The sequence below is a fragment of the Portibacter lacus genome (genome assembly GCF_021533215.1).
Taxonomy (GTDB): Bacteria; Bacteroidota; Bacteroidia; order Chitinophagales; family Saprospiraceae; genus Portibacter; species Portibacter lacus.
Map to the genome: position 1 here is coordinate 629,026 of NZ_JAJNKA010000001.1, position 25,732 is coordinate 654,757.

12 protein-coding genes are annotated in these 25,732 nt (G+C 35.1%); 11 read left to right on the forward strand and 1 reads right to left on the reverse strand.

Annotation, left to right across the window (positions count from 1 at the left end; all coding sequences use genetic code 11):
* Positions 1–2: 2 nt before the first annotated feature.
* From L2586_RS02215 to L2586_RS02235, 5 genes are read left to right on the forward strand one after another with little or no spacing between them, the layout of a single operon-like run.
* Positions 3–2,282: an MPN domain-containing protein gene (locus L2586_RS02215; protein ID WP_235291132.1), complete on the forward strand. Its 2,280-nt coding sequence runs from the start codon at positions 3–5 to the stop codon at positions 2,280–2,282.
* Between the two features lie 16 nt (positions 2,283–2,298).
* The gene (locus L2586_RS02220; RefSeq protein ID WP_235291133.1) at positions 2,299–4,647 is read left to right on the forward strand and encodes an FHA domain-containing protein; all 2,349 of its coding nucleotides are present in this window, start codon (positions 2,299–2,301) and stop codon (positions 4,645–4,647) included.
* A 2-nt stretch (positions 4,648–4,649) separates the two neighbouring features.
* Positions 4,650–5,555: an ion transporter gene (locus tag L2586_RS02225; RefSeq protein ID WP_235291134.1), complete on the forward strand. Its 906-nt coding sequence runs from the start codon at positions 4,650–4,652 to the stop codon at positions 5,553–5,555.
* Positions 5,555–7,045 carry a hypothetical protein gene (locus L2586_RS02230; RefSeq protein ID WP_235291135.1) on the forward strand — a complete coding sequence of 497 codons (1,491 nt, stop codon included), beginning with the start codon at positions 5,555–5,557 and terminating at the stop codon, positions 7,043–7,045. The genes L2586_RS02225 and L2586_RS02230 overlap by 1 nt, the downstream gene beginning before the upstream one ends.
* 15 nt (positions 7,046–7,060) lie before the next feature.
* Entirely contained in the window at positions 7,061–7,585 is a 525-nt protein-coding gene (locus tag L2586_RS02235; RefSeq protein ID WP_235291136.1) for a DUF4199 domain-containing protein, read from the forward strand.
* Positions 7,586–7,640: 55 nt separating this feature from the next.
* On the opposite strand, the gene L2586_RS02240 is transcribed toward L2586_RS02235, so the two are convergent.
* Entirely contained in the window at positions 7,641–8,648 is a 1,008-nt protein-coding gene (locus L2586_RS02240) for a tellurite resistance TerB family protein (protein WP_235291137.1), read from the reverse strand.
* 334 nt (positions 8,649–8,982) lie between these two features.
* On the opposite strand from L2586_RS02240, the gene L2586_RS02245 reads away from it, so the two are divergent.
* The 6 genes from L2586_RS02245 (at position 8,983) to L2586_RS02270 (ending at position 25,726) form a co-directional block, all read left to right on the forward strand.
* Positions 8,983–10,728: a PKD domain-containing protein gene (locus L2586_RS02245; RefSeq protein WP_235291138.1), complete on the forward strand. Its 1,746-nt coding sequence runs from the start codon at positions 8,983–8,985 to the stop codon at positions 10,726–10,728.
* Positions 10,729–10,904: 176 nt separating this feature from the next.
* The gene (locus L2586_RS02250) at positions 10,905–15,959 is read left to right on the forward strand and encodes a T9SS type A sorting domain-containing protein (RefSeq protein ID WP_235291139.1); all 5,055 of its coding nucleotides are present in this window, start codon (positions 10,905–10,907) and stop codon (positions 15,957–15,959) included.
* Positions 15,960–16,165: 206 nt separating this feature from the next.
* The gene (locus tag L2586_RS02255; protein ID WP_235291140.1) at positions 16,166–21,460 is read left to right on the forward strand and encodes a T9SS type A sorting domain-containing protein; all 5,295 of its coding nucleotides are present in this window, start codon (positions 16,166–16,168) and stop codon (positions 21,458–21,460) included.
* A 13-nt stretch (positions 21,461–21,473) separates the two neighbouring features.
* Positions 21,474–23,525 carry a T9SS type A sorting domain-containing protein gene (locus L2586_RS02260; protein ID WP_235291141.1) on the forward strand — a complete coding sequence of 684 codons (2,052 nt, stop codon included), beginning with the start codon at positions 21,474–21,476 and terminating at the stop codon, positions 23,523–23,525.
* A 1-nt stretch (position 23,526) separates the two neighbouring features.
* The gene (locus tag L2586_RS02265) at positions 23,527–24,138 is read left to right on the forward strand and encodes a hypothetical protein (protein WP_235291142.1); all 612 of its coding nucleotides are present in this window, start codon (positions 23,527–23,529) and stop codon (positions 24,136–24,138) included.
* 67 nt (positions 24,139–24,205) lie between these two features.
* Positions 24,206–25,726, forward strand: a complete 1,521-nt coding sequence (locus L2586_RS02270; RefSeq protein WP_235291143.1) for a hypothetical protein — start codon at positions 24,206–24,208, stop codon at positions 25,724–25,726.
* Positions 25,727–25,732: the final 6 nt, after the last annotated feature.

Consider the following 25,732-nt stretch of genomic DNA (forward strand, 5'->3'; position numbering starts at 1 on the left):
TGATGAACATCAAAAAGTCTATTACTTTATTAGCATGTATGCTATTCTCGCAGATTTTGGTATATAGCCAGGATCAAGTAAGAATCATGGATGCTGCAGATGAATCGGCAGGAAGATTTAAGACTCAGCTCTATTTATTAGAAGATGGTCGCTTAGTTAAATTAAAAGGAAATGCTCCTCAAATAATTGCAAAAGGTGACCAAGCAGAATTAGTTCTCCGCATTAAAGATTTAAGATGGTTCGAAGACAAGGAGATTTCAAATGCTGTGGAAATAGATCGCTCAGATATAGAGCTAAGTGATACCAGAGGAATGCAAATTGCATCATCGCCCACCAGTTATGTTTTAGAACCTAAACCGGATTCTGAAGCAGATATCAAATTTCGAGTCTTAAAAAATGGTCAGTTTTCATTAATAATTCCATTTACAGCAGGAAAATTAGAAGGCCAATATGTGCAGATCTTCGAAATGGAAGGTGTGTCGGGGGCTAGTAGTAATAACGCTCCGATAGGTGCTATAGCAGACCTAAAAAAAGAATGGAAGGAAATCGATAAAAAAGATGAAGATGCAGTTCAGAGTTTTATTAATAAATATGAAAACAATGAAATAGCAATAGAGGAAAGACTTATTGCTGTTGCGGAAAGAACCTTAATGCGAATCCAGAAGAGGGAAGTTATAGATGAAGAGAAAGAGGAAGCGTTATGGGAAGCAATAGGAGATAGTAAAGATCCCGATTTATTAAACGATTTTTTAGAGCAATTTCCTGATTCTAAATATGCTGAAGCTGCTAAGGCTAAGTTAGGACTTGATGCTGATGTGTTAATAACATCCGGTAATGAAAGTCGTAGAATGAATAATACCTTAACCAAAGCTGATGATAATATCTTTCACTTGGATTTATCTCACTTAGGTGAAGTTGAAATTAAGGTTTCTCACCCTGATGAAATAGAAATCTTTAAAAACGGGGGAAACTTATTTGACCTAAAGGTTAAAGGAAGCAAGAAATATGAGATTAATGTATTAGAAGTTAAAACTGGAGACAAGTTTGATTTTGACCTTGATAATAGATTTGAAGCAAAATTAGACCGTAACGGAAAAGATTTTATTCTGACAGTTCAAGGTGGTGTTTCTCCTTATACTATTGAGTTTTATAAAGATGATGAAGAAACGTCATTGTTAGAGGCAAGATTCGAAGGGCTTAATCCGAATGCAGTTGGAGAAATATCTGTAGATAATCAAATGTTAAGTGCTTCAGGAATGGATGGTACATATACGAAACTAACTATTCGTGACTTTACGACACAAGCAGTCTCTACGTTTCCTATCGATGTTACAGTGACTCCGAAAAGATTTTCTAGTAATTTAATTATCGGCTTACTGCTTGGTGGATTAATTATAGGAGGGGTAGTTATGTATCTTTATAATAAAAGGAAAAAGAGTACCCAAAAGGCATATCGGGAAAAGGCGAAAGTATTTCAGCAAACTCAAAAATTCCAACAAATCGCTACACCTGAGCCAGTTGCGAAAGAACCGAAAGTAGTTAAAGCTGCACAGAAAATGCCTAAAAAAATAACGATTACAAAACCTGTGAAAAAATTTGTTCCCGCTAATGGTGGAAGCAACACATTTGTATCTTCAGGAAAAATGAAGATAACAAAACGGGAAGCTAAAGGCGGTAGACTTTCTGGTGAGGAATTTAGAGAGGTGCTTAAGAATGGGAAGTATGCGTTTTTGGATCTAAATGAACTGTGGCCTGATTCTGCAATAAAAGAGTTATACCTAAGTAATGAATGTATCAAAGCTTTAGGTAAATTTCTAAAAGAAGAAAATCTAGATAAGGTCGTTACGGAGATGGAAGGAGCAATTCCTGAAGTAGGTGGTTTTCTAATGGGATATCATCAGTTAAATGAATCTGGACATATTCGAGTGACAATGGATGAGTTCGTTCCATTTGTACCGGAATATCATGATGTATTTAAAATTGAAATAGGTACTGCTACTCTTGTGCAAGAGTTAGGAGATGCACAAGATACACACCCTGATAAAGATGTAATAGGTTGGTTTCACACACACCCAGGTCATGGATTATTTCTTTCTAATTCTGATTTATCTGTACAGCGTCATTTTCCATTAAAATATCAGATTGCGATGGAGATTGATAGTTTGACAGAAACATTAGACACTGCGTTTTTTACGAGAAAAGAGGATGGGACTATAAATAATGTAGAACATAGAAAGAAAGGAGCTAACTGGTTTAGTTGGAAAAAAATCGAAAATATTTAGGCATTTCAGAAAGCATATGAAAATAAGAAACATCTTTCCAACACTTTTTTTGCTGATCTTAATAAGTTTAAGTTCTTATGCACAAGAAGAGGAACAAAGTGTAGAGCGTGCACAAATACTATCAGTTAATATTAATCAAGAAACAAATACGGTAGATGCCACGGTTCTAGCACCTAAAATTAACAATGCCGTATTCAATAGTACTACAGCTAAGTTTTCCGAACTAATCGATGGAAAGCGATATCCGATGAAATTTTTTCGTTTCGAAGAAATAGGAGGTCAAAATCAAGAAGTATATTCCATTTTGTTTGTCCTTGACTGGAGTGGAAGTATGAGAGAAGAGCAAAGATTGGTAAAGGCTAAGAAAGCTATTTTTAATACGATTCAGAGTATTTCACTACCTCCAGGATCAAAGTTTTATTTAACTGCGTTTCATGATGATATCTTTGAAAATGTAGAAGTTAATAAAAGTAATATTGAAGCGGAGCTTGAAAAGTATTATGTTCCACTACCGAGACAAGGAAAAGGAACTGATTTATATCGAGCGACTATAGTAAAGACCCAGGAAATGCAGAATTTCGAGGGGAATAAAATTATCCTCTTACTTTCTGATGGGGAGAATGATTTAATGATGAACCAGCATTACAAGAATACTGGAACAACTCCTCCTACACCCGCTGATGTATTCAATGTTGTTAGTGAGGAGGATGCAAAAAGTAATCTGGCATTTTACCCTATCGGATTAGGTAGTCGCGCGGATACCACATTTCTAAAAAGACTTCCGGAATTAACTCAGAACTCAAAAGATAGATACATCTATTCAGAAAGTCCTGATGATTTATTAAATATCTTTTTAACAGTAATAGCGCAGTATTCTGTGACTTACAGGGTTAAGTTGATTCCATCTAGGGAAAAAGAAGTTTTCAAAGGAGAGAGTAGAGAATTACAACTTGATTGGCAAGCTAAAGGTTTACCTACAGCCATGTTAGCATTTTACGATTATGCTGGTGGATCATTTATAGAACCCATTAACTTGGGAATTAGTCAAAGTACTTATACCACTACGTTTTGGTTGATATATATGTTGATCGGAGCAGGGATAGTAGGCGCACTATTAGCATTGTTAATGTACATGGTTCCATGGTTAAAGAAAAGGGAATTTAAGACTAAATATGTAATTCCTTATGTTCCTGAAAAAAATAAAATAAGAAGAGATCCTATTACGCAGGATGCTTTCGAAGAAGGAGATGATGTTGTTGTTAAATGTAAGCAAATGACGTCTTTAGAGACTTGGAATGCACTTGGACATTGTCCGAATTATCCTAACTGTATGGAATTTGCAGATCCATGTAATGGTTCTGGTGGGGAAGATATTCAAAGCAATTTCTTTTCTCAGCAAGGTGTATTTAGGGTGCTGAACTGGCTTTGGTTTGGAGCAACAGGAGGATTTGCTGCGTGGGTGCTATATGCTATAGTCCAAATAGTTAATGTGAATTGGCTATACAATTGGACTTCGTCCTATTTCAATTCTGAAGAAATGACTGCTCGGCTTCTCGAATTAAGAGGAGGAGAATCATTCTTAAAGAATATTCCAGAAATGGTAGACCAAACATTGATCGGTTTATTCATAGGTGTGTGTTTAATAATAGCCATAGCTGTAGTGGAAGAAAGAGGACACTCTAGAAAATTTTCATTTTGGAGAATATTTATAAGAGGAACGGTAGGTGTCTTTGTTTCCTTTTTAGTATTCTTTTCAGGATATATTTTTCAATATTTAGTATTGCCACAACCATTTTTAGCAGGGATAATAATCTGGGCTATTTTTGGAGTAGCTTTCGGAGCAATATTGTCCCTAAATTCAACTGTAGAAGCGAAAAAAGGTATAATAGGTGGTGTGATTTCATCCTTAGCTTCTTACTTAATTTATTATGGAATAAGCTACATTACTCCGGACGACGTGTTAGCAAAACTATTAAGTTTTATAGCGCTAGGTGGAGTACTAGGTGCACTGATAGTAACTGTACTTTCGAATCTAGAAGATTTCGAATTAATATATCTTTCTCCTCAGGAGTATACTGGAATGAAGAAGCCAATTAGTAAGTGGTTAAAAAAGGGAATGGAAATTTATATTGGTAGATCTTCTAAGTGCTATGTTTTTGTCAAATGGGAAGACGAGTATGTTGATGATCGGCATGCTAAATTAATATACCAAGGTGGAAGTGTTCATATTATACCTTTGTTTGAAACAATGGTTAATGGAGTTATAGTCCCCGAAAATCAGAAAACTGCATTGCAAGGCGATGATATTATCCAACTAGGACGGTATAGTATTTCTAGAATGCAGTATAAAGAAAAAAGAAGTTAGCAATGGGATTCAAACAACAAGTCTTCAGACTTATAGATGAAGACAACCAGGCAGGATTAAAAATAAATGATAGGATCGGTTCAGTCATCATGTTGCTGATCGTGTTAAGTATTGTGGCTGTTGTTGTACAATCGGAAGAATCTATTAATGAACAGTATTTTGATGTCTTTTTTTGGTTCGAAGTAATAGCTGTCGGTATTTTTACTATAGAGTACTTGGCTAGAGTATATACAGCTAGTTTAGCTTATCCTGAGTTAAGCAGAGGTAGAGCGATACTTAAGTATATCTTTTCTCCGATGGCTATAGTTGATTTTTTAGCCATCATGCCTTTTTATGTAGAGTTGGCAGCAAGCCATTTTGGATTAATAGGTGTATTAGATTTAAGATTCATAAGGGTTCTGAGGTTGATGAGATTATTGAGAATCTTTAAGTTGAATAGATATAATAGCTCCATGAAATTGATTGGAGATGTGATGAAAGAAGAGAAAGAGAAACTATTTATAACAGTCTTTATGACTGCTATTCTATTAGTCCTAGCAGCGGCATTAGTTTTCACAGTGGAGCATGAAGCTCAGCCGGAAAGTTTTCCCAATATATATGCTTCTATGTGGTGGGCCATAGCGACACTTACGACGGTTGGTTATGGAGATGTCTACCCGTCTACTGCTATGGGGAAAATCCTTGCAGGTGTTATTGCATTATTAGGTATAGGACTTGTAGCATTACCTACTGGTATTTTGTCAGGATCGTTTGTACAGGCAATCAATGAAGAAAAAGAGAAAAGAATAGAAGAAAGATCTGCTGAAATTGCTGCGGAAGTTGCTGAGGAAGCTATTCAAAACCATGAAGAAGAATTCGAACACATCACAATATGTCCTCATTGTGGTAAAGATATTCAAGAACATTAATGGAAGAAGAGTCTCAGGAAAGGAAAAATATTTTCAAGACTTGGCTAGAAACTTTACAACAGGAAAGTTGGCAACTAGAGCTTCTTATTTCAGGTCTAGCACTTTTTGGAATTTTTGAAGCAAAAGTTCTTTTAGATTCTTTAGAGTCTTATATCAGCATTCAATTTTTAAGAGGATCAGCACTTTTAGCTGTGAATATTTTTGTATTCCTGTTAAAGGGTAGTTGGTATATCTTCCTTATCAATCTGTTAATTCATATTGTATTAAGAGGTCTCTGGATCGGAGCTATTGGATTGCGATATGTTTCCCAAGATATTAATTATGATGAATTAAGGTTCTCGGCCTATTTCAAAAAATTATACACTAGAAGATACGAATCTTTTGATGATTATATAGAAGACCTTGAAAAGCTTTGTAGTGTTATATTTGCTTATACTTTTCTTCTATTTTTTATATTGATTTCGGCTTGTTTGTTTGTTGTTTGGCCGGTTGTGTTTTTGTCTTTTTTAGGAGAGCAAATTGGGGCATTGTTGGCATTGATCTACGTTCTCTTAGGAATGATTGTTTTTATTGATTTTATCTTCCTTAATCCATTCAAAAGAATGGAAGATAAATGGTTTTCCATAGTATATGGATTTATTTTTCGGGTATTCAGTACGATTACGCTCTCCTTTATCTTTAGACCATTACTACTTAACTTCCTAGATAATAAATTTACAAGAAAATTATTCTTGTTTTCTATTCCTTATGGCATTATCATAATTATCATATTGCCACAGTTGAGTGGAGAGACTATTTCCTATATTCCTAGTTTTAAAAATGAAAGTTTGAAATCACTAGCTTATAGTGAACATTCTATTAACCCCTACCTTTATGACGATCTTAGACCAGAGGGTAATGAAACGATTAATAGTTTTAGCATGAAGTCATTTCATGTTGATGGATCTATATTGGAGTTTTTTGTAAGACATATAAAAAAAGATGAAAACTACTTTAATGAGATAATGAATTATTCAAAATTAAATAGGACAGGGATTAATTCAATATTCAGGAAACGAAATAGTGAAGATTCAGTCTACATGGAAATGATGGATACCATGAAATCGCAAATTCATAATTTTATTATCGCAAAGAAGAAAAATGAAAATAATAAATCTGAGCAGTACTGGGATAATGAGAATAATTCTTTAACGATGTCCCAAGACTCTATGCGTAGAGAATACTATGCTGATAGGATTCGAGAGATAAATCAAGCTTTCGAAAAAATGAACAAGTATTTTATAGATGAACAGGAGGTAACAGAAGAAGTTTCTTGTCTTTTATCCTCACACTCTAATCTGGGAGAAAAGGGTTGGAATTGTTTCGTGAATATTGATTCATTACAAAATGGTGTCCATAAATTTAGGCTAGAAAGAGGATTGTATAATAGAACAAATAAGACCATAAGTAAGATGGTATTAGAAATTCCTTTTATATTAGATAAAAATTAACTTAAATAAATTATTATGACGCCTCCTGTAAAGTATGGATTGTTCTTCTTCTTGGTATCTTCAGGTATCACTTTAGTCCAATTTTTAGTAGCCAAAGAATCAATGTTTAGCCCAGTTCTGGGAATGGTCTTAAGTATTGGGCTTTCTATTTTGTTTATTGTTCTATCCATTAGAGCAGATAGAGATAATGAGCCTGGTTATACAATGGCAGAAGGAATTAAGGCAGGAATGATAACTTATGGTATTGGGACATTGCTATCAATGGCATTTATGTATGTGTTAGCGAATTTTATTGATCCATCTTTAGGAGATACAGCTATAGAGTTAAGTAAGGAGATTGCAGCTAAAACAGCAGAAACGGTAGCTAATTTTGGTGGATTAGATGAAGCCCAAAAAGCTGAAATGCTTTCAGAAATGGAAAACCAAGAAATCCCGAATCCTTTTTCTATTGTCCAGCTAGGTATTGGATGGGTTGTTAGTCTTATTTTTCCAGGCTTAATCATCTCATTGATAGCAGCAGCTATTATGAAAAAGAACTAAATATAAAAAAATATAAAAAAAAGGCTGCTTTACAGATGTAGAGCAGCCTTTTTTATTATTGGTATCTTTTCTTTTTAAAACTAATCATACAGCGTTCCGCTTCATCTCGATCTAACTCCATTCCGTCAGCCAATTCGAATAAATCTTCTCTAGAAGTTTCCTCCGTTATTGCTTGCTCTAAACAATATTTTTTAGCTAATATCTCTAATTTCTCCTTTCGGTGATCAGGTAAACCAAAGATTTCACCATAAGTATTTAAAATTCTAACTTCAGAAGCATCGACATCATAATCAGCTAAGGCCATTGCCCAACCTAATAGGTATACGGTCTCTTTAACATTGCTACTTAGTTCTTCAGCTTCGATCCTAGATACCTGATCTTTATTTTGAATTTCTTGAATACTTCCAAATCTTGCAGGTATAATTTCAGTAAGCATTTCTCTTTCTTCAGGAGTAATCTTACCATCGGCATCAGCGATTGCAACTAAAAAACGCGATAAGATTTCTTGTTCATAACCATTTTCTACAGGATTATTATTTACGATGTTTTCGTATTCAGAATCTGATTCTTCACTTCCTCCTCTACGATCTCGTCTTCTATCTGAGCCGCGTCCTCTATCTCTGTCACGATCTCTATCTCTGCCTCTTCTTTCCTCTCTTTGCGGACGTTCTCTAACTACTCGGTCCGTTTTTCTAGTTTCAAAATTTCTGGAAACACGGTTGAAAGCTTTAACGATTGCTTCTTCTTTGTCTGCTGTTGTGAAGTTAGCCTCATTAGACGTTCCGACACTACTTAGTGCTGATCTTGCTACTTTAGAACCTATTCGTCCAGCCGTTCCACCTAACATTGACCTAATTAATCTATTTGTTTGCCTACGAGCATTTCTCTTAACAACTTTGGTCACTTGTTGTTGAACCGCATTCCCTATGGTTTTAGTTGCAGAAATTAAATTAGAAGCTTCATATATTTCTCCGTTAGGAGTTTGAAAAGTGCAATGAATTTGTTTTCCATCTATCTGATAGTCAACTAAATATTGCTCTATATCAGGATAAGAATATTTCATATATTTTTATTAATTAATTATTAACGTTATAAATGTACAGAGTCCTATATTAAATATAATGTCCATTTTAATATAAAATTGTTGTCATAGAAGTCATAAAATAAAGAAAAATAGAAATAGATCAAAAAAAATCAGTTTCAATTTGTTAATATTATGAGAAATAGCAACACCAAGTATTTAAGTTGTTGATAATTCTATCCAAAGGTTGAAATATTCTGGATAAAATCGAATTAATATTTTATTTTTATGCACAACTAAGCAAATCCTGATATATAAATTATTAAATATAAGGGATACGCTGTTTAATTAAATTAAAAAAACCAATCGTAAAACAATGAGTAAATCTTATTTGTCCTTACTGATATTTTCATTTTTTGTAGTGATATTAATTTCTTCTTGTAAGAGAGATGCTCCGAACAGAGATCATGCAATTATAGAAGTGGACTTTCTATTAAATGAAAGAGATCTCGAGAAATTTGGACTTGACTACACAGAGCAAGAATTTGAAAGAGACAATAACGATCCCAATAAAGTACTAACTGTTAAAGTTGGTGAGCCTGTTAAATTTAAAGATACCTCCAAAGGTTCAACAAGCACGAGTAAGCGGGTTTGGAAACTGAATGATAATGAATGGGAGCAAGCTGAAAATGATAAAAAGATTCAAGTTCCTGAGTTTACACATGTTTTTGATGCTCCAGGGTATCACAGAATTAGCCTATATATAGAAGACGTAAGTTATGCGACTAAGTTAATTAAGGTTGTTTCTACAGAATTCTCTGCTGAAGATCAAAACATCGCTGCTACTGAATCAAGTGAAACTGAGGTAGAAGTTGCAGCGGTAGAGCCAGAAAAGGATGATTTATTTGATACCCCAGTTAACTCGAATACGCAAGAACAAGCTAAGCCAATAGCTCAAGTGGAGCAACCTAAAACAACAACGAAGTCTACGCCACCGGCAAAAACAACGCCACCGCCACCACCACCAGCGAAAATTTCTAATATTGACTTTGCAATCAAAGGAAATTTAATGGTAGGAAATACTATAGAGCTAAGAGATATGTCATCTCCATCAAGTTCTATATTTATTCGTCAATGGGATATGGGTGATGGGACTACACAGAAAACAAAAGGAGGAGTTTATAATCAAATATATTTCTCATCTGGTGAGAAAACGATAACGCTTTGTTTGAATAATTCAAATCAGTGTACGAGTAAGGTTGTGAATATTCAGCCGCGTCCACCAAGAAAAGAAGTCGTAGCGGAAAAACCAGTAGAAAAACCAGTAGAACCTAAGAAGCCAGAGATTGCTAAAGTCGAATTTAAACTTCCAGCAACTTCTATGGTAGGAACTTCAGTGAATCTATCTGACCGTTCACAACCTTCTTCAGCTGTTGTAAAAAGAAAATGGTCTTTCGGGGATGGATCACCAGATCTTAATACTGGAAAGAGTGCTGTAAGTCATATTTTTAATAAGGCAGGTACTTTTACCGTAAAACTGTGTTTGAATGATATGTCAGACAAATGCACAACTGAAACGATTACGATTACTGAAAAGCCAGCACCTAAACCTGTAGAAGTTGCTGAAACAAAGCCTGCACCTACAAGTTCAACATCTAGCGTTTCTCAACCTAACTGGTTAGACACTTATGAAGGAACTACTCCTGGTAGAGTAGGATTGTTATCATCTCAGAAATGTGATGAAACTACTTCTGAATGGCACTCAGGTGCGGCATTTATAAATATCAGTCCTAAGAAACCGATGGAGCTAGATGTGGCTAAGGTTTATGCTAGTGAAAATGGAACAATTGATATTATTTTAACTACGGGTGATAAGAAAGAAACTGGTGTAATAAATAATGTACAGGTAAATCCTGGACCTTCTAATATTTATTTAACGGATTTAGCGATTATTTTGGAGCCTGGTGTGAAATATACATTAATGATTAAGCCATCTGATCCAAATAGTACACTGAAGTTAGAGAATGCTGTTAAGTGCAGTCCTAGACCATTAACAAGTGATATTGTTGCAGTTAACTATAATGATAAGTTCGTTTTGTATGACTTAAAGTTCTTTTATTAAGAAAGGATTAAAGGATATTATAAAATGTTGAAATAAATAATGCCTTAGATTTAACGATCTAGGGCATTATTTATTTAGCATTGGACTTAACAGCCTACTGGACTTTGTGGTTAATATTACTTAATTTTAAATCTTGAAAACAATCCGCCCCATAAAATTCTTAAAATCAATCTTGAATGACAAGTAAACATAGTTCGTTGATATTTTTCGTATTTCTATTTTTTCTAAATTTTAGCGATTTAGATGGCAAGGAGAATTATAGCAGCGATGGGGTTACAGATCTGGTATCTAAAAACTCTAGTGCAGATGAAGAAGATTTAATCAGGGCTTCTTGCGAAATTAATTTTGATTATGATATTACATTTCCATCTTGTCCTAAGGAGAAAGATGGAAGCATTACTATATTAATTGTTGAGGCAAAACCACCTTTTCAAATAACATTAGATGGTCCGATATTAGGCGTATTTGAGACCGAAGAGACTAAATTTACTATCCCCAACTTAGTTGCAGGAGAATATAAAATTATTATAGAAAACAGAGATGGGTGTGTTGGAACAGCAACAATATTCATCCCAGATCCAGAACCCTTTATTTTCAATTCTACAGAAGCTTCTCCTACTTGTATAGGGGGAGGAACCGGAGAGATTTTAGTTTCAAGTTATAAATATGGTCCCAGTCCTTATAATATTAGTTGGAATGGCCCGGGTGGAAATGATGGCTCTAAATTTGGGGTTTCTGGAAACTACACAATTCAAAACTTAGTTGCTGGAAGTTATTCGATTACAGTTGTGGATGCGAAAGGATGTTCTAATGTTAATATGACAACAGTGACCTCATTAGGATCAGTTAATGTAAGTATAGTGGGAGACTTAACCTTCTGTAATGAAACAGGTGGAACCATTCTGTCTACAAGTCCTAGCGGATTTGCAAAATACTTATGGTCTAATGGTACGACTGGGTCCAGCCTTTCTGTATCGTCCTCAGGTATATATAGTGTAACTGTAACTGATGGAAATGGGTGTCAGGGAACTGCGACAGCGAATGTTGTCAAACTTCCTAAAATTAATATTGATCTTAATACCAATATCTCCACGTTGGAAGAATCATGCCCAGGTAGCTGTGATGGGGAAGTATTTATTAAAGTTACTGGTGGATTAGAATCCAAGGGATACATCTATAATTGGGAAGGGCCTGATGGGTTTACGAGTAATTTGGAAGATATCAAAGAGCTGTGTAATGGTGAATATAAACTTACCGTCACCGATATGGAAGGTTGCAAGAGAACATTTACAACTAGTATAGGAAAAGCAGATGGACTTCAGTTATCACTTTCTGCACAGAATCCATCTTGTAGCGATACGAATGATGGTAAAGTTATTGTTAATTTTTCTGGTGGCATTGGGCCTTACATGATTTCATGGAATGGCGCAGAGTCTGGTTCAGCTTCTAATGTTTCATCAGGACATAATATCAGTAACTTAAGTCCTGGAAATTATATGGTTACGATTACTGATGATAATGGCTGTTCATTATCAAAGCCAATTAGTATTGTTCAACCTTCGCCATTTTCATTCACAGCAGCAGAATTTTCTCCCTCCTGCCAAGGATCAAATACTGGAAGCATACTCGTGAGCAACATTGTCAATGGGACTGCGCCTTATTCAATTACTTGGGTTGATGCTTTTGGTAACGACGATAATGCTAGTACTGGCAGTAATAGTTATACAATATCTAATTTAATTAGTGGGACATATGATGTAATAATAAAGGATGACAATGGTTGTGACTTTGTTGTAAAGAATATAGTTGTCAATGAGCAATCTCAAATAAATGTATCCATCATTGGTGATTTAGTCTTTTGTGCTGGGCAATCTTCGGGTGTACTTGAAACCAATCCAGCTAATTTTAGTTTTAAGTGGTCTACAGGTGGAACAGGAAAAAGTATTACCATTAATTCTGCGGGGACATATAGTGTTACTGTTACAGATGCAGGAGGTTGCACAGGAGTGGATGCGGTCACTGTAACTAAAGGTGATGATATTATTGTGGGAACAAATGTAGGTAGTTCTCAACTATCCATTTCATGTGAAGGAAATTGTGATGGAAAAATTTCTCCAAATGTTTCAGGTGGAGCTGGGGCACCTTATTCCTATAAATGGACTGGTCCAGGTGGTTTTTCTTCCACGTCAATGAATATTTCAGACCTATGCATTGGGAATTATAGTTTAACAGTTACCGATGGAAATGGATGCTCGAATTCATACACACAAGTGATTTCTGGATCAAGCTCTTTTCAAGTAGATTTAAATCCAACGAGTGCAAGTTGTCCAGGTATGGCAGATGGAAGTATTGAAACCAAAGTGATAGGTGGTAATGGTCCATTCACCTACTTATGGTCTAATGGGGCAACAACTGAGCATCTAAAAGATATAGATGGAGGAACATACAGCGTGACGGTAACAGATTCGAAAGGCTGTACAGCTAGTGGGACTAAAGTTGTAGGAGAAGGGAGTGCAATAAATGGTTCGATCTCTCCCGTTAATTCTACGATCTGTATTGGAGAAAGTATAACCTTGAAAGCAAGTGGTGGGAGTAATTATTTATGGAGCAATGGCGAAACAACTTCATCTATTGAGGTTACTCCAGTAGCAAATACTTCATACAAGGTGACGATCAGTGGAGCTGGAAATACATGTGCCGTGGTCAAAACGGCAATGGTGAATGTTAATGATTTTAGTGGTGCAGATATTTTAATTTCGGAAAATTCAGGTCTAGTTAATGATGATGCAGAAATATGCGAAGGGAGTAATATAACATTGACTGCAATAGGAGGTGTTTCTTACACTTGGACAGGTGGTTTTGCGAATCCGCTTACCGTGAACCCGACAGCGGATAAAACATATACGGTAACGATTACAGATAATGCAGGATGTACTGCTATTCTTAGCCAAAGTGTTATTGTTAATCAACGTCCAGACGCCAATATTGACTTATCAGATGCAAGCCAAGTTATAGGAGATGCACAAATCATTAAAAATACCTCCATTTCGAATTGTGGTGCCTTATCAAGCTGCAGTTGGGAAATTGACGGAGCTCCTAAGTCAGGAAGTTGCAATGATATTACACACACTTTTAATTCAGCAGGTAGCTATGAAGTGGAATTAGAAGTGGAAAATGATTGTGGTTGTACAGATACCGCGAAGAAAACAATTGATATATTTTCTGGAGATGCTTGTAAGATAAAGCTATTTTCGATCAATAATGACTTAGGCGAAGCATGCGTAAATGCGGCGGTTCCTATTGATATTGTGGTTGAGGCTTCAGAGGGTTGTAATGTAGCAGTTAATAAAATTTATGCTACCATCGATGGTGTTCCTGTTACCAGCTTTAATTTTGACGGAGAAACGATTACGTTTTTTGAAGAAGGTCTTTATAATTTGGAGTATGTTTTTGAAGATGATTGCTCTTGCAGGAGATCCACGATAAGAGAGATAAATGTGGTAGAAGCACCAGATGTTAAGTTTTCGGATGTAAACTTTACGCTCGGATGTTTAGGAGAGGTGATTTCAATCAGGTTTGAAGATTTCGATTTTGGAGAGAAAGTAACCATTCAGTTTGGAGATGAAATAAAAACTTATGAGACTGATATTATCAATTTGTTTTTGAGTGAAATTGGCACAATTCCTTTAAGAATAATCAGAGTAAGTAATTCTATCTGTGAAAAAGTTGTTACTGATCAATTGATAAATATCAATGTTATAGAACCCTTGAAAATAGAGTCAAGATCTTTTAAATGTGATGATAATGGTCTCTATACTTTAACATTAGAAACTTCAGGTGGAAGTTCTTCAGCATCTATACTCTCTACTATTCCCGGAGTTCAAAACGGAGATAATTATGTGATCAGTGGATTGAATCCTAATATGGATTTTTCATTTACCATGTCTCGAGGGGAGTTTTGTAATCCACTAGATGTATACCAACCCTTAGTTTCATGCAATTGTATATTCGAGCCCGGAACGATGAAGCAAACATTCTTTCTAGGGTGTGCAGGAGAGTATTATGATATTACAGATGTTTATTCTGGATCGGATGTAGTTAATAGTTTGTTGGATACGGCGGTTTACATCTTGCATGATGGTTTACTTGAAAAAACACTAGGAAAGGTCTATGAAGTGTATCCTATCACTCAGACATTTATAACTAATAACTTCGAGGACTATATTCCGAATAAAAATTATATTTTATCAGTAGTCGGGATTAGGAAATTTGACTTTTTCAACTTAGATATTAATGATAAGGGTAGTTTAAGTTTTAAAGGTGTGGAGGATTGCTTTTCTGTTAGTAATGGAATTCCAGTCATCTGGCACGGTTCAGAAATAAGTATTTCAGGTCCTGATGAGGTTTGTGGAAATGCATATAATGAAATATTCGTAAGTGCCGGCATCGGGGACGGAGCAGAATTGTCAATAACTATTCCAGGATTAACTCAAGAGAATTATACATTTAGTGAAACAGACGGAAAATTATACGTGCATTTTGTCAATGGTAATGAATTACAAGTTCCAATAGATATTGTGGCTACGACCTACCATAGTGATGTCATTTATGATGATTTATATGAGACAACATGTGTAAGTGATGTGAATTACCTAGTCAATATTAATCAAGAGAATATATCACCAGATACTAGTAAAGTAATTTTATGGCCAGGAGGTATTTTTGCCAGCACGGATACTTTGGATAATATTTGCTATAGATGGGGGAAAACAACCAGAGTAACGAATAGTATTGTAGAAGATACCTTGTTCGAAGGTGCTAATGAAAGATTTTATTTTGCAGATATGAACGATGTAGAGGGACTTAATGAGCGACGACAAATTTGGGTGGAGACTTATTATTGTGATGATCCGACTTGCGTTACGCGTAATATATTTAATGGTGAATTTCCAATTAGTTTTCAAGGTGGACGATCAGAGAGTGGAATGACTATTTTCCCCAATCCAGGAAGGGGTTTGTTTAATTTGAAAATGAATAATGATTATATAGGAGAAGTTGGAATTGTTGTGTATGATATTCGAGGAAGACAAATTCATAAGTCTAGTTTTATGAAAAATGGACTAATTGTAAATAAGGGATTAGATTTGCTCGAAATACCTAGAGGAGTGTATATCGTGAGTACGATTTTTGGAGATGGTTCGACATTTAATGATAAATTGATAAAACATTAAAAAAAAATCAGTTTTGTGTTAATATTTTTGTTAAAAGAAATATAAACTTATCAAAATTGAGTTATAAAAATTCAAAGTTATATTGTAGATTTACTAATCATTTTTTAGATATCTTGCGAAACTTTGAACCAATACATATTAGAATCTTTAAAAATGGAGGATTAAAGTAGACAAACCCCTACTTAATTCTATTAAAGCTAAACCAAATGAAAATATCTTTACCCGCAAGAGATACGTTTAAATTAATTTGTCTATTATTTGTATTTTCTTTTCCAAATATAGTTAATGCGCAATGTGACGATTGCCCAACTACAACGGACCAAACTTTAACTAAATGTGATGGTGTTGCTTTTACTATTGCCGATATTACTGTAGGTGATGAGGAGGAGCAGAAATATTATGAAAGCTGCGATGGTTCAGGAAGTCTAGATGATGAAATATTATCATCTACCTATTCTGGTTCAGCTGATTTCATTTACGTTGAAGATATAAATACAGAAGCAGACCCTGATACCTGTGTTACTATTTTTAGAGTTGCTTTAGTTAGGCAAGTTGAGACAGCTACAATTAATGCACCAGGTATTTTATGCGGCGAAGATGACGTTACACTTTCTGCAACGTTATCAGGTGCGGGATCAAGCTATTCATGGACAGCACCTGAGGGGTCGACAGGGCCCTATAATATGTCAACATATGAAGCCTCTAAACCAGGGGCACATGGTTTAACAGTTGACGTAGATGGTTGCACAGTTGTTGCAGACGATGTAACTGTTTCTGAATCAGACCTTGCCGTTAGTATATCAATGGATCCTGCAAGTGGCGAGTTTTGTGATGGTGAAAGTGTGACGCTAACAGCACTAGCTACAGGAGGTGGTATAGGTTCACTTACTTATTTGTGGTCCACAGCATCGGGGTCTATGCCCACAGATGTTACTATAGCGGGCGCAACTAATGGCGCATATTCGGTAACGGCAACAAGAAATAGCTGTTCAGTAGGCTCTTCAGCAGTAACAATTACAAAATCAAATTTAGCGGTAAGCTTAGTGAAAACTCAGGATGTTTCCTGTTTTGGTGGAGATGATGGAGAAATACAAGCAACGGTTACTGGAGGATCTGGATCCTATAGTTTTGAATTGAATGGTGGAACCGCATCAAGTGGTAGTGCAGTAAAAACTTTTTCTGGATTAGAAGCGGGGAATTATTCTGTATCTGTCACAGATACTGGTGGGTCTATGTGCTCAGTAAATTCTACGATGGTAAATGTTCCACAACCAGCTTCTGCCATGTCTATTGCCCTATCACCTACTTCTCCGACTACAATAGGAGGTAACAATGGTAGTATAAATGTAAATGTATCTAATGGAATGTCAGGTTATACATGGAAACAGCAAAGAACACTACTACCAGGGCCGGTTGTATCAGGCTCCTCTGGTTCTGAGCCATTTGATATCCCAATGTTAACGTCTGGGACATATAATGTCACGGTTACGGATTCCAAATCTTGTGTTGCAACAGGTTCTACGGTAATAGTTCCTTTGGCATGTAGTCTAAATATTAATTCAGCAACTCCAACGGCTTCTTCCTGTGCAGGTGAATCGGATGGTGAAATTCTCGTTAACACTACTGGATGGACTACTAGTTATACAATTAGTTGGTCTGGAGCTAGTTCCGGAACATCATCTACTCAAACGAGCAATAATTACACGATAACAGGATTAGCTCCTGGAAATTATAATGTATCCGCAAAGGATCTTATTAATTGTGAGAAGAATTTTAATATGACTGTCGTTATTGATCCTGCGACACCTATAAATGCCAGTGCTAGTGCTACGCATGGAGCTTGTATAGGTGATAATAATGGAGCAATTCAAGTGACAGGTATATCTGGTGGAACTGGACCTTACGTTGTCAGCTGGAATAGTCCGAATAATATGGTAGCAACTTCAGGTCCTACAGCAACGATACCTGGTTTAGTTTCAGGTCCTTATAGTATTTCGGTTACTGATTCAAAAGGTTGTGTAAAACCACTACCTACCGTAAACGTTGCTCCATTATCTCCTACAGCTGTAACAATAAGTGGAGATGATGAGTTTTGTTTTGATCAAACAAGTGGAACCTTGACAACAAGCCCTTCAGGGTTTAAAACTTATGCATGGTCATCAGGAGGTGGAGGCGCCTCCATTTCAATCACAAACCCAGGGGCATCACCTAAAAACTATACTGTTACAGTAACAGACAATAATGACTGTGAGGATACAGATATTATTTCAGTTAGCAGGCTTAACGCAATTACTATAACGTTAAATGTTAGTGCTTCGAAAACATCAGTTACATGTGATAGTGATACAGATGGAAGAATTGACATTAATAAGACAGGAGGAACTGGTAATTATAACTATTCATGGTCAGGTCCTAATGGATTTAGTCGCACGACTGAAGATATTGATAATCTAGGGCCGGGAGTATATACGCTTAATATTACGGACTCGAATGGATGTTTAGGTACTTTTATGCAAGAAATAACAACACCGTTGCCGATTTCAGTGTCAGTCAGCCCTTCAGATGCTATTTGTAACGGAGAAAGTAATGGAGCAGTAAGCGTTTCAGCGACAGGTGGTACTTTGCCATATACTTATAAATGGGCACCTGGTGGAGCGACATCATCATCTATTTCCAACCTTTCAGCAGGGACTTATACTGTTACTGTGACAGATAAAAACGGTTGTTTTAAAGTTGAGAGCGCTCAGGTAAAACAACCAGATGCTGTGGTAGGTTTAATAGATCCTTCAAGCGTGCAAATTTGTAACGGTGAAAGCATTTCTTTAACAGTAGATGGCGGAACTTCTTATGCATGGAATAATGGCCTAGGAACTAATCCTACGGTAACAGTCTCACCAACAACAACAACTACATATTCAGTAATAGTTACAGATGCTGCCACTAATAATTGTACGGATGATGCTTCAGTTACCGTAACTGTTAATCCTTTACCAGTAGCTAAAATAACAGTTAGTGAAACTTCAGGTCTTGCCAATAATGACAGCAAACTATGTGAAGGTGACCCCATTACTTTAACGGCTTCAGGAGGAAGTACATATAATTGGTCAGGAGGATTATCGAATCCTGTAACATTAAGTCCAAATGCTGGAAATGAAACTTACGTTGTTACTGTAACGGATTCTAAAGGTTGTAAGGATACGGAATCCATTGATGTGGAAATTAATCAGAATCCAACACCTCTAATAGATTTTAGTGGCGCTTCTCAAACTTCAGGTGATTTCCAAACCATTAAAAATGTTTCGATTGCAAATTGTGGAACATTGACAGATTGCAGTTGGACAGTTGAAGGAAGTCCAGCTGATGGAGATTGTGTAGACACGAAACCTACATTTACATCAGACGGATCTAAAAATATTAAATTAAGCGTGACGAATTCATGCGGGTGTTCAGCTGAGAAAACGGAAATTCTTGAAATATTTAAGTCGGATCTATGCGCAATTCGAGAATTTACAGTCAATAACAGTTTAGGAATAGCATGTGTCGGAAAAATGTTAAACATAACAACATTGGCAACTGCAACTCCAGGATGTAATATACAATCAAGAAATTTTGATGTTTTCCAGAATGGAACTTTGGTACCAGCGAGTAAATACGATTATACGGTTGATGATGTTGTTTTTCATGAAGCCGGAACTTATGAAATGAGATTTGCCATTGAAGATGATTGTAGTTGTAATAGATCATCTACCAGGACGATAACGGTTGTTCCAGCTCCTAGTATTGGATTTGCAAGTAATAATATAACAAGCGGATGTGAAGGAGAATCAATAACAGTTAATTTTAGTGATTTTGATGCAGGAGAGAAAGTCGTTGTAGAATATTCAGATGGTTCAACATTTACCTATGAAAGTAGTAGTTTTGAATTCCAGCTGGGATCTAACTTAAAAGAAACATTAACTATCGTTTCCGTTCAGAATGCAAGTTGTAAAGTGGATGTTGTTGGAAAGAAAATAGAAATTGATGTAACGCCAAAATTCAAAATTGAATCTAAAACAAGTGATTGTAAAGATGATGGGCTGTCATATACCTATACTATTCGAACTTCAGGTGGTGATCCTAATGAAAGTATTATAGCTGACGGGATAGCTGGTACACAGTCTGGGAATAATTACATTATTCCAAACTTGGATCCAACACAGACTTATGAATTCACACTTATAAGAGGAGATATTTGCGAATCAATATTAGTAGAAATCCCAATGATTACATGTAATTGTACTTTTGCAGTTGGAGAAAATATTGCTACTGGATTTTCAGGATGTGAAAATGATGTGTTTGATATTACGAATATTTTTAAAGTTAATGAAGAGGAGTTTGATCCATCTACAGACACTTTAATATATGTATTGCATAATCAAAATACTGGATTAAATCTTGGTCCTGTAGTTTATAAGGTTTATCCTTATTCTACAACAACTATCAATAATGATTTTGATGGATTTATACCCAATTTAACAACCTATAGACTTTCAGTTGTGGGTATTAGAAAAGCACAATTGGGTGATTTTGATTTTGAGAATCCATCTAGTATTGCTGGAGATGGTGCGAATAGATGTATGTCTGTCGTAAGTGGTGTACCTATTACATGGTACGCAGAGCCTAACTTAGAATTAGGTACAGTAAATAACGAGTTTGAAATCTGTCGAAATGCATATGATTTTATGATATTTCCTAAGAATAACGCGGAGAACTTTACAATTTCTTATGCTATAGAAGGAGTCCCTGATGAATTTATAAGAGATTACGGATTTAGAGATACTGCTTTTGTCTATTTTAAAGATAATGGCCAAGATTCCTTTAATGTTACTTTATTCGCGACGAAAGAATATTTTGATGGAGAAACTACATTCTCTTGTGAAGGAGAATCTACTTTCACTTTATATGTTAAAGATGGTAAAGGGTCGCCTCCACTAAGCGAAATTATTTTATGGCCCGGTAATATATTGGCAAGTACAGCAGATTCGTCAACAACATGTTTTGAATGGGGATTTGAGAGTTTTGGCCAAAATTCTGGCGTAATAGGTACCGATAAATATCTTTATGCAGCAAGTGATATAGATTTTTCTACGACCTCTAGAATATATTATGTAGACACCTACTTCTGTGATAATCCTGATTGTGTAACGAGGGTTTATTATAATGCTGAAGGTCCTAAACCAAGAGCTGGATTCAAAGTAGAGAAAACATTTAGCTATCAGGTTAAACCAAATCCGAATAGAGGAGATTTTGAATTGGATTTATTTAGTGATTTTGATGGGAACTTTGATTATAATATAATCGATATTACAGGAAAGAGAGTTCTAAATAAAAAAGCATCTGTTGCGCAAGGCAGAAACATAGAGCGTTTTAATTTGAATGGAATTGAGAAAGGAATTTACTTTATTCAGATTATTAATAAAGATTTAAATGAATATTCTATTGACAAACTAGTTATAAATTAATATGAGATTTTTGTTGCCTAAATTACTATTAGTCCTAGTTATTATTTGTTTAAGTACTCTTAGTAGCATTGCTTGTTCGAATCCAACATTGTCAGGTCCAGAAAGATTATGTCTTGATAAAAATGGCTTTTACCTTGGTTCTGCAGATAAAGAAGGTGGATGCCTTAACAATATTTCTCAGATGATTGAAATAATATCGAGTCCTTCTGGTGCTAACCCTGAAATTACTCAGCAGAATAGTGATGGAAATGATGTGAAGATAAGATTTGATAAAGTTGGATTTTATACAATTAGATATACTTATCTTGATGATCCCACATGTGAGAATGTTTCACCTTGTGTAAAAGAGGTCGTTACAGAAGTCATATTACCAGAAGCTTCTTTTGCTGTCGATAGCATTCTTGTTTGTAAAAATGAGAAATTAATTGTTGATATTAATTTTCTTAATACATCTAATGCTAATGCTACTGTAACTAGTTCTAATATCTTGAGGAATGTTTCGGCAGAAAGTAATGGAGTGGGAACATTTATAAGTGACTTTGCAGTTTCTGAAAGTTTTACATTGTTCATTACAAAAGTAGAAGACAATGATTTAAACTGTATTCAGATTGCAGATTTTGATTCTCTGAAAGTTATTGTGTTTGATGAACCAAGTGCCAAATTTATATCTAAAGAATGTAATGCTAAAGAAGAATATTCAATGGTATTTGAATTACAAGGTGGTGATGGAACCTATGAATTGTTAACTCCTGAAATAGGTACCTTATCGGGAAACATCCTAACAACTAATTTTAGACCTTCTGGAGAACTATTTACGTTTTCTTTTAATTCTGGTCCGACTTGTGGGATCAAAGAGATTCAAGAACAAGATGTTTGCGATTGCATCAATAATGCCGGAGAAATGGAAAATAAATCGCTTGCAGCATGCGCATCTGATGAGATTACTGTATCTCATGATAAAACTAATTTAGAAAAGAGACCATTTGATTCTATTATTTATGTGTTGCACAATAGTGATCAGAAAGATATTGGTGCAGTCTTTGATAAGAGTTATATTCCCGTCTTTAACCTTCCAAGTGAAGAATTAGCTGATTCTCAACTTTATGTTTCAGCTGTTGTAGGTCCATTAACAATAGAAGATTTTGATTTAGATAAACCTGGAATTTGTTTGGATATATCATTTGGGGCTAAGGTTAAATGGTTCAGTAAGGATGATTTTAGTATTAGCGGTAAGTTGGAAGTTTGTGCGAATGAGATGAATAGAATGTACACTGTTGACATTGCTGAACCTCTTAAAAGACCGAGTACCCAATTTTGGGAGACTAGTGAAGGAAGCGGCGCAGTATTAGGAAGTCAGAACAGTGAACGTATATTTTTAAGTTTCCCAAGTGCAACTTCGAATAGTACGCTCTATTATCATTCTGATTTTAGGCCTACGAATTCGGATACCTTAATTTGCAGAACAACAGATAGTATAGATATTTCAGTAGATGGATTAGTATCCGCACCAGAAGAAAGTAACATTATTCTTTGGCCAGGAAATATTTTTGCAAGTACTTCGGATGGCCCTTGTTATCAATGGGGCTTTGTAAATAAGTTTGGAAACTTTGCTGTAAATTCTATTCCAGGAGCTAATGAAAAGTATTTCTTCTCTGATGAGAATATAACACAGAGTATTTTAGAGGAAAGAGGTTACTTCGTAGCTATTTACGATACACCTAATTGTGAGTTTTCATTGAATAATTGTAATAGTATTGTTTTCTATAATAAGAATTTGTTACCAAGTCTAAATCAAGGAGATAGAGATGATTTTTCATTGAATATAGCACCGAACCCTAACGATGGAACCTTTAGGCTTGAATTGAAAGGTAGTTATAGAGGTGAATATCGAATAGATGTGATTTCAGATATTGGCCAGAGAGTAGCAGATTATAAAGTAGAAAAGCTATATGATAGATCGATTAGAGATATAGAATTAAGTCATCTGCCAGATGGAATGTACATTATTGTGATAAGTAATGAATTTGGCAAAAAAGAGATTATAAAAACGATTATAACAAAATAGTTTGCATAAAATTGGATATTGGAGTATAGTGCTTTTGAGTGTTTTATTGATTTCATGTAGTCCAAAAATTGAGTCAAATTTAGACTTGACAGGAAGCGAAAAGGAAGATTTTGAAAAAGCATTTTTACACCATAAACGATGGATGTATGATTGTTTGAAAAAATATATTGATTATTCCAGCTTTGTAGATTCATCTTCAAGACCATCTATCGAGATTGTTGAAGAGTTTAAAAATCTATTTATAAGTAATGCAAAAGTGTGGAATGATTATCTATGGGAACCGAAATATGAATATGCTGGTGCCTACGCAGATCAAGTATATATTTACCATAGAATCAAAGGCTTAAAAGTAAGCTATGAAGATGATGTACTGGATAAGTTTTATACATTAGAATATGAGGATTTAAATCCTAGATTAAATGAATCAGATCCAGATAATACGATATATAAATACACCTACAGGATTAAAAAAGGTGTTTATTATATTTTAAATAAAGAATTAAAGGTGATTTATTTTGACGAACCTATAGAACACGAACTCGATTTCGTATTTTATGTTTCAGAAAAAGAAAAGAAAGCATATATATTAGATATACTACCTGCAAAAAATTAAAGAAAAATTTACAGATGATTAAAGGATATAAATATTATTCTTCGGTTATTTGAAAAACCATTAACGTATGAAAACATTTTTAAAAATTTATCTGTCCTTACTTGTATTGCTACTATTAAGTATAAACACTGTAAATGGTCAGAAAACGGTTAATTTAATTACAGACGGAACAGCTGTTTCTGCTGAAATTGATGAGCAATTAAAAGGACAAATTTTTGAGTCGATCAGAAATGTTTTGAATAGGTATTATGAAATTGCTAGTTTTTGGGATGAAAACGCTGAGGCTTTTGATGAAGAAAAGTATTCTCAGTTTATTGGTTTATTCTCCGGATCTGCAAGAGTATATGATGATATCGCTGATAAACCTACTAATATTGAATATTCTACTTATGCGAATAATGTATTTCAATACATGCAGGAAGAAGGAGTTCAGTTTTTACTTGAGAATGTATATTTGAATAGTGTAGAAAGAGACGAAAGTGGATTTTATGTGGCAAATTTAGATATGGATAAAATTGTATTTGTTGGACTTGATAAGGAAAATTTTCCAGTAAAGTTCGGAGATGGAAAACGATACACATTGAATGTTCAGATTGATATGCCAGATTATGATATCAATGATCCTAAAATTCAGTCTATTACAGGAGAGGAAGCTGCTAAACGGGTAAAGACACCTGCGTACTTGACCGGTAATTTTCATTATGGCATCGGTTCATTCATAGAAGGAACACCGAATACAGTAGGTGAAAGTTTTGGAACGTTAACTAGTAAATCAGCTAGTACTTTAGGTTTTCAACTTTTAATGCGGAAAGCATTGAACCCTGCTGAAAAATTTTGGTTCCACCTTGGAGTAGGAGCTCAACAACATTCTCTTAAAACAGGTTATAATGATTTTAACAATTCTGGATTACCAGGGGAAGAAACTTCTAGATCAGAATTTATTGGCGCAAACGTGAATGGAATGACCCCTCAGCCTTATACCACAGAAAATGGACAAACGTTACTTGGTAATGTTACGATTAATAAAATTGATGAATCTCAAGAATTATTAAATGTTATCACCATTGATGTGCCTCTTGGTATTACATTCAGACCATCTAAAACTTATAAATCTAGATATTTTATCGACTTAAGTATTGTTCCAAGTTATAGTCTTTCATCTTCTGGAAGTACTATAGGAAAACCTGAGGGAGTAATTATTCCTGATTCTGACCACTTTCCAAGTGTTGCGAGTATTCTGGAGCAACCTGATGGTGCAGAAAGGTTAGAAAACTATACTTTCGGAAACGAAGATTTTGAATATACAGACAATGATGTATCTGTTGGAAATAATTTCGGACTAGGAGTTCAACTGTCACCAACCTATATGTATGATATTAGTTTTAACTATGGTATCGAAATAGGTGTAAACCTTTGGTATAATGCACTTTCGTTACTAGGAAATAACAATTCGACAAATGGATATCTAAAGTCGCAATACGCAAATAAATCTTTTGGTACTAAATCTAGTATATTAGAGGATTATTATAGCGGAGTAAATCCATTTTATGCTAGCCTTAAAATAGGTTTTCATTACAAAATAAACTAAGTTCTT

What these genes read in the sequence shown, in the direction of transcription:
- L2586_RS02245 (WP_235291138.1), top strand. Translation starts at nt 8,983, where the DNA reads ATGAGTAAATCTTATTTGTCCTTACTGATATTTTCATTTTTTGTAGTG.
- L2586_RS02235 (WP_235291136.1), top strand. Translation starts at nt 7,061, where the DNA reads ATGACGCCTCCTGTAAAGTATGGATTGTTCTTCTTCTTGGTATCTTCA.
- L2586_RS02270 (WP_235291143.1), top strand. Translation starts at nt 24,206, where the DNA reads ATGAAAACATTTTTAAAAATTTATCTGTCCTTACTTGTATTGCTACTA.
- L2586_RS02255 (WP_235291140.1), top strand. Translation starts at nt 16,166, where the DNA reads ATGAAAATATCTTTACCCGCAAGAGATACGTTTAAATTAATTTGTCTA.
- L2586_RS02250 (WP_235291139.1), top strand. Translation starts at nt 10,905, where the DNA reads ATGACAAGTAAACATAGTTCGTTGATATTTTTCGTATTTCTATTTTTT.
- L2586_RS02240 (WP_235291137.1), bottom strand. Translation starts at nt 8,648, where the DNA reads ATGAAATATTCTTATCCTGATATAGAGCAATATTTAGTTGACTATCAG.
- L2586_RS02230 (WP_235291135.1), top strand. Translation starts at nt 5,555, where the DNA reads ATGGAAGAAGAGTCTCAGGAAAGGAAAAATATTTTCAAGACTTGGCTA.
- L2586_RS02220 (WP_235291133.1), top strand. Translation starts at nt 2,299, where the DNA reads ATGAAAATAAGAAACATCTTTCCAACACTTTTTTTGCTGATCTTAATA.
- L2586_RS02215 (WP_235291132.1), top strand. Translation starts at nt 3, where the DNA reads ATGAACATCAAAAAGTCTATTACTTTATTAGCATGTATGCTATTCTCG.
- L2586_RS02225 (WP_235291134.1), top strand. Translation starts at nt 4,650, where the DNA reads ATGGGATTCAAACAACAAGTCTTCAGACTTATAGATGAAGACAACCAG.